Annotated in this window: 7 protein-coding genes; all 7 read right to left on the minus strand. The window is 61.8% G+C overall.

The features are described 5' to 3' along the window. Positions 1-903, minus strand: a 903-nt coding sequence (locus tag AC1DWI_RS10270; RefSeq protein WP_477724784.1) for a hydroxymethylglutaryl-CoA lyase, incomplete at its 3' end; no start/stop codon positions are given. A gap of 26 nt (positions 904-929) precedes the next feature. Next, complete coding sequence (locus AC1DWI_RS10275; protein WP_477670071.1) at positions 930-1,388, minus strand: DUF3592 domain-containing protein; 459 nt, start codon at positions 1,386-1,388, stop codon at positions 930-932. A gap of 45 nt (positions 1,389-1,433) precedes the next feature. Beyond that, complete coding sequence (locus tag AC1DWI_RS10280) at positions 1,434-2,363, minus strand: 2-hydroxyacid dehydrogenase (RefSeq protein ID WP_477724785.1); 930 nt, start codon at positions 2,361-2,363, stop codon at positions 1,434-1,436. 36 nt (positions 2,364-2,399) lie between these two features. Continuing rightward, positions 2,400-4,391 carry an acetyl/propionyl/methylcrotonyl-CoA carboxylase subunit alpha gene (locus tag AC1DWI_RS10285; RefSeq protein WP_477724786.1) on the minus strand — a complete coding sequence of 664 codons (1,992 nt, stop codon included), beginning with the start codon at positions 4,389-4,391 and terminating at the stop codon, positions 2,400-2,402. Beyond that, positions 4,384-5,052, minus strand: coding sequence for a DUF4126 domain-containing protein (locus AC1DWI_RS10290; RefSeq protein WP_477724787.1), 669 nt, complete (start codon positions 5,050-5,052; stop codon positions 4,384-4,386). Before AC1DWI_RS10290 ends, AC1DWI_RS10285 begins: the two co-directional genes overlap by 8 nt. Next, a complete protein-coding gene (locus AC1DWI_RS10295; protein ID WP_477670075.1) occupies positions 5,052-5,831 on the minus strand; it encodes an enoyl-CoA hydratase/isomerase family protein in 780 nt (259 codons plus the stop codon). Before AC1DWI_RS10295 ends, AC1DWI_RS10290 begins: the two co-directional genes overlap by 1 nt. Further along, the gene (locus AC1DWI_RS10300) at positions 5,828-6,691 is read right to left on the minus strand and encodes a M48 family metalloprotease (protein WP_477724788.1); all 864 of its coding nucleotides are present in this window, start codon (positions 6,689-6,691) and stop codon (positions 5,828-5,830) included. Before AC1DWI_RS10300 ends, AC1DWI_RS10295 begins: the two co-directional genes overlap by 4 nt. Positions 6,692-6,719: the final 28 nt, after the last annotated feature.

Below are 6,719 nucleotides of genomic sequence, written 5' to 3' on the forward strand. Positions count from 1 at the left end.
AAGAAGCGCGGTTGCCGCGCGGGAGTTCGGCTTGCGCCCGAGAAAATCGCTGATGAATTTTCCCGCATCAATGAGCTTGTCCAGGTCAATGCCCGTCTCAATGCCCATGCCATGCAGCATGTACACGACATCTTCGGTCGCCACATTGCCGGTAGCGCCCTTGGCAAACGGGCAGCCGCCCAGGCCGGCCGATGAGGTGTCGTATTGCCATACGCCCATCTGCAATGCCATGAGCGTATTGCCCAGCGCCTGGCCGTAGGTATCGTGAAAATGCCCGGAGACATCGTTGATGTCGAAATGTTTGAGCGTCGCCTCCATGGCACGCTGCACCTTGAGCGGCGTGCCCACACCAATCGTGTCAGCCACCCCCACATGCTGCACGCCTATGCCCTTCATCAGGCCGGCRAGCATGCTCACACGTTCAGGCGCAATTTCACCTTCATAGGGGCAGCCAACGGTGCAAGACATCGCGCCCCGCACATAAATTCCTTTTTCACGCGCAGCTTCCACCACGGGGCGAAAGCGCTCAATGCTTTCGGCGATCGAGCAGTTGATGTTCTTCTGGCTAAAGGCTTCGCTGGCCGCGCCGAACACCACGATCTCGTCGGGCCACAGTTCGCGCGGCGGCGCAATCGCGGCTTCAAAGCCTTTCATATTGGGCGTCAGCACCGAATAGCGCACACCCGGCTTGCGCTTGATGCCGGCCATCACCTCGGCGTTGTCGGCCATTTGCGGCACCCACTTGGGCGACACATAACTCGTGACTTCGATTTCAGTGAGGCCAGCGTCCTGCAGGCGGTGCACCAGCTCGATCTTTACGGCAGCAGGCACCTGGGCTTTTTCGTTCTGCAAGCCGTCGCGCGGGCCGACATCGACAATTTTGACTTTGGAGGGCAAGGACATGGTTTTTTCCGTATTCGATTTCAGGATCAGGCGGCCGCAAGTGCCGCGCCACGCGGGCGCAACCACAAAAGCAGCCAGCCGGCCAGCACACCCAGCGCACTGAACAACAAAAGAACCCCACCGATAAAGCCCTGCACCAGCACCGACTCCACAATCTGGGCCTGCACCGGATCTGCCACCGGATAACGCACCTTCACGGCCTCACCCACTTTATGGACGGCACCGCCCTGGCGCACCAAGGGGTCGGCCACACGCAGGGTACGGCCATCGTGTGCGGAAAATTCAACAATGCTTTTCTGGCCCGTGCTGAGCTTCAGGCGGGACGCTTCATGTCCCACCACCCGCCCGGCTACCGTACGGGTGTCGCTGCCAAGACCCAGGCTTGAGGCCAGCAGCCAGGCCGCTGCCAGGGCCGTCAGCCCGCTGGGCACCAGCAACAACCAGCCCAAAACACTGAGCAGGCGGTGGGGCGTGGACGATGGCATCACTGAAACTCCGGGGTCTGCGCTTCAACAGCTACTTCRACAACTTCAATAGCCACGCAGTGGATCAACAATACCAGCAACCCGCTCCCCGCGCTCGACGGCACGCACCTTGCCCGCAATCTGGGCAATGCTTTCCTCACGCAGCGTGCGGGCCGAGGTGTGCGGGGTTACCGTGACTTTCGGGTGTTTCCAGAAAGGGTGATCTCCCGGTAACGGTTCGGTATGAAACACATCCAGCGTGGCGCCCGCCAGGTGGCCGTTGTCGAGCAGCGTGATCAGGTCGCCATCGACCAGGTGGCTGCCGCGCGCCACGTTGATGACATAGCCGCCGGGCCGCAACTGCGACAGGGTGTCCAGGYTCATGATGCCCCGCGTTTCAGACGTCAGCGGCAGCAGGCACACCAGGATGCGGCTGGCCGCGAGAAAATCCTGAAAACCCTGCCCACCCGCATCGCCTGAAAAACACCGCACACCCTCAATCGTCTTGGGCGACCGGCTCCAGCCATTGACCGGAAAATCAAACTGCGCCAATGCACGTCCGACGCGCTCGCCCAGCACGCCCAGGCCCATCACGCCAATGGGGAAATCGGTGCGCAGGCGCGGCTTGCGGTACGACCACTTGCCTTCGGCAATATCGGCCTCATAGCCATCGAGCTCGCGAAAATGGCGAATGACCGCATGGCACACAAACTCGGCCATCTGCACGGACATGCCGGCATCGTCCAGCCGCACCACCGGTACGCCGGCGGGCAGCCGCAGCTTCATCAGCGCATCAACGCCGGCGCCAATATTGAAGATGCCTTTGAGCTTTGGCTGCTCGTCAAAGAACTGCTGGGGCGGCGCCCAGACCACCGCGTAGTCGGCCGGCGCCGCGCCAGTGGACCACAACTCCACCTGCGCATCGGGAAACTCGGCTTTCAGGCCGTCTACCCAGGGCTGGGGTTTGATATCGGAACAGCAAAAACTGATGCGCATGAAAAGAATCCCGTTTGAATCAAAGCAAAGTAAAAATCAAACGGCTATTTTCAACAATTCCGAGCCCTCGCTCACCTGGTCACCCGGCGCATACAGCAACTCCTGCACCACGCCATCGGCCGGCGCGGCAATGGTGTGCTCCATCTTCATGGCTTCCATCACCGCCAGTGGCTGGCCCTTGCTCACCTTGTCACCGGCCTTGACGGCAAACGACACCACCTTGCCAGGCATGGGCGCCGTGAGGCGGCCGCCTTCGGCCTGCGCTTCGCCCGCATGGGCCAGCAGGTCAATCGACAGGATTTGCGTGGCGCCTTTGGCGGTGAACACATGGTCCAGCTCGCCCTGGGCATACACGGCAGCCGTCATGCGCTGGCCGGCAAACTGCACGTCAATGCCCTGGGCGGTTTCGGCAAACACCAGCGGGCCCGATGCCTCGCCAATCGTGAGGCGCAGCGCACCGTCGTGCAGATAGGCAAGCGTTGCCTTGGCCGGTTCGTCGTGAAATTCAAACTCAAAGCGGCGTTCCATCACCCCATGCGAGCGCCAGCCATCGCGGCGGCTGAAAGGGTCTGCGCCTTCCATGGCCCGCTCATCCAGCAGGGCCTTGGCCACCGCCGCCGCACCCGCCATGGCCAGGCCCACCGGCTCCTGCTTGAAAAGCACGGCTTCTTCGCGCTGGATCAGCGCGGTGTCGAGGTTGGCTTTGGCAAACGAAGGGCTGCGCACCACATAGCGCAAGAACTGCACATTGGTGCTCAGGCCCACGATGCGGGTCTGCGCCAGAGCATCGTCCAGCCGGGCCAGCGCTTCTTCGCGCGTGGCGCCATGCACGATGAGCTTGGCCACCATGGAGTCGTAATAAGGCGAAATCGCGTCGCCTTCACGCACGCCGTCATCCACCCGGACCTGTCCTCTTTCAAATGCCGTGTGCGCCGGCTTCTTGTAGACGTGCAGCGTGCCGGTAGCGGGCAGAAAGTTGTTGTCAGGCGTTTCGGCGCAGATGCGCGCTTCGATGGCATGGCCGTGGATTCGCAGTTGATCTTGCGCCAGCGGCAGCTTTTCACCCGAGGCCACGCGCAGTTGCCACTCCACCAAATCCAGCCCGGTAATCGCTTCSGTCACMGGGTGCTCSACCTGCAGGCGCGTGTTCATYTCCATSAARAAGAAGTTCATGCTGCCGTCGGCGCGCTGCTCCACAATGAACTCCACCGTGCCAGCGCCCACGTAATTCACGGCGCGCGCAGCAGCCACAGCCGCTTCACCCATCTGCTTGCGCATGGCTTCGGTCATGCCAGGGGCAGGCGCTTCTTCCAGCACCTTCTGGTGGCGGCGCTGCACCGAGCAGTCACGCTCAAACAGGTAAACGTAATTGCCGTGCGTGTCGCCAAACACCTGGATCTCTATGTGACGCGGGCGCTGGGCATACTTTTCCACCAGCACCGCGTCATCACCAAAGCTGTTGATGGCCTCGCGTTTGCACGATGCCAAAGCCGCGTCGAAGTCTTCCGTCTTGTCGACCGCACGCATGCCCTTGCCGCCACCGCCTGCGCTGGCCTTGATCAGCACCGGGTAGCCAATGCGGTCGGCCTCGCGCTTGAGCAGGGCCGGGTCCTGGTCGCTGCCGTGGTAGCCGGGCACCAGCGGCACGCCGGCTTTTTCCATCAATTGTTTGGACTCGGCCTTCAGGCCCATGGCCTTGATGGCCGACGCCGGTGGGCCAATGAAGACCAGCCCCGCGTCGGCACAGGCCTGGGCAAATTCCTCGTTCTCGCTCAGGAAACCATAGCCGGGGTGAATCGCCTCGGCGCCGGTGGCCCTGGCGGCTTCGATGATGCGTTCCCAGCGCAGATAGCTGTCTTTGGGCGCGCTGCCGCCGATATGCACTGCCTCGTCGCAAAAGCCAACATGTTTGGCGCCCGCATCGGCATCGGAATACACCGCAACGGACTGGATGGCCATGCGGCGTGCAGTAGCCGCTACGCGGCAGGCTATCTCCCCCCGGTTGGCAATAAGAATTTTTTTAAACATGGTCGTTCTTTGAGAAAGGAGACTTCAAGGTAAATGCGGAAGTGGTGCCCGGGTCGGGCCRCCCGCTGAAGATGCGGGCCACGCGGATAAACAGCTGACGCAGGAACCGCCAGCAAACGCGGATCAGCCAGATGCTGAGCGCCAGCACCAAAGCCAGCACCACCACAAAGATCAGCGGATGGGCAATCGCCAACCACAGGCCGGCCGGCACCAGCGAGTCTTCCACCAGCGAGGCACCGATGTTGCTGAAAGGCTCGGGCGAGGTGTTGATGGCTGCGCGCGTGGTGGCCTTGGCCGCAAAGCTGGTGGCAGCCAGTGTGCCGCCCAGCAACGCAGCCACCAGCGCGCCCAGGCCGTTGTCGGCGCCAAACACCGCCGCAGCAAGCGCCGCACCCGCGGGGATGCGAATCACGCCGTGCACCACATCCCACAGCGAATCAAGGCCGGGAATCTTGTCGGCAAAAAATTCAATGAACACCATGAAGCCGCTGACACCCAGCACCACCGGGTTGGCCAGCAGGAGCAGTCCCTGCGGAAGCTCTACCCAGCCCATAAACCCTGCCAGCCCGGTCAGCAGCACGACAAGGTACAGGCGCACGCCACTGGCCCAGCCCAACGCACCGGCCAGGGCAATCAGTTGTGCGGTGTCCAGGGCTTGCATCAAGTGATCCAGTTCGGTTTGCGTTTTTGCAGGAAGGATTGAACGCCCTCACGCCCTTCGGGGCTCACGCGCACATCGGCAATGCTTTCCACCGTCATCTGCACGAGCTCCGGCGTGATGGGCTGGCCAGCCACGTCCTGCACCAGCTGTTTGCACAGCTTCACGGCTTCGGGGCCTGAATTGACAAGTGCCTTCACAAGCTCGGCCACCTTGGCGTCCAGCGCATCGGCTGTCACCACTTCGTGAACAAAACCAATGCGCAAGGCCTCGGCCGCATCAAAACGTTCAGCCGTAAGGAAGTAGCGATGCGCCGCCCGCGCGCCCATCGCGCGAATCACATACGGGCTGATGGTGGCGGGTATCAGGCCCAGCTTCACCTCGCTGAGGCAATACCCTGCCGTGTCCACCGACACAGCCATGTCGCATGCCGCCACCAGGCCCACACCGCCGGCATACACGTCGCCCTGTATGCGGGCAATCACCGGCTTGGGGCATTCATAAACAGCCTGCAGCATGGTCGCCAGGCGGCCCGCGTCTTCCAGGTTCTGCGCATGGGTGTAGTCGGCCATGCTGCGCATCCAGTTCAGGTCTGCGCCTGCGCAAAAGGCCGGGCCGTTGGCCGCCAGCACAACGCAGCGCACTTCCTCGTGCATGCCCAGCTCGACAAAAGCCTGCGTCATCTCGGCGATGACCTCCTGGTTGAAGGCATTGCGCACGTCCGGGCGGTTCAGTGTGACGGTAACAAGCGGCCCGTTCAAAGTGATAGTGAGGTGGTTCATGGTTGTGTCCAGACGACCTTGTCATCCACCGCATACAGGCGGCAGGGATTGTTGAATTTCTGGCAATTTTGTACTGCTCTTTCCATCGCATCGGTACCGTATGCGCGTGCGATTGCCCCCTTGTCAGACAAGGCAACAGCCCTGGGAAAAGGCTTGGTTAACCATTCAAGGTACAAAGTTCGGCCCCGTGGGCTCACGCGGGGCAAAGCGTTCGCATCGGCCAGGTCCGCGAAGCTCGTGGAAGGTGGAACAGGCCCGGCATGCACAAGGGCAACGGGCGACGCACCAGCCGCCTCAGAAACGACGTTTTCTGCCGCGGGTTCAGTTTGGGGTGTTGGCTGCTTTTGCGCAGCAGCAGCACTCGCCGAAAAGACACTTGCCGGATCCGAATACACCTGTTTCGCGCGCCGGGTCACCTCCTGCTCCAGCAGTCTGTCCGCGGCGTGCGCAGGGTAGAAGGTCTTGTTCTTGTTCCAGACATCAACACTTCGCTGCAGTTTTTCTTCACGGTTTAGATCAATTCCACGCGTGCGCCTGTAGGTTGGCGCACCAAAAGAATCCTCATCCTGAACCAGCTTGCGGATGATGGCCGCGTACGCCGGTACATCAACACCAAACCCGGATGACAAGCGCATGGCGAGCCGGTCTGCCCTGACYAGGTCCGCAGACTTCGGCTCCCTCAGCCCGCTTTCCTGGTTCTCGCCAATGCTTGCCAGGCTGCCCACCAGGAGTTGCGCCAACATCTTGCTTTTTGTCCGGTCACGGCTGAGCTTCAAGGCAACATGCGCGACCTCATGGGCAAGCACCACCAGCAACTCGTCCCTGGAAAGCCTGGCCAGCAGCGGCACCGTCTCTATCACGCTGGCGCCATCTGTATCGGCATACCGG

Source organism: Polaromonas sp. P3_C2, assembly GCF_056402675.1.

Bases quoted from the DNA above. Each gene is read 5' to 3' on its own strand.
- AC1DWI_RS10275 (WP_477670071.1), bottom strand. From the start codon at position 1,388: ATGCCATCGTCCACGCCCCACCGCCTGCTCAGTGTTTTGGGCTGGTTG.
- AC1DWI_RS10295 (WP_477670075.1), bottom strand. From the start codon at position 5,831: ATGAACCACCTCACTATCACTTTGAACGGGCCGCTTGTTACCGTCACA.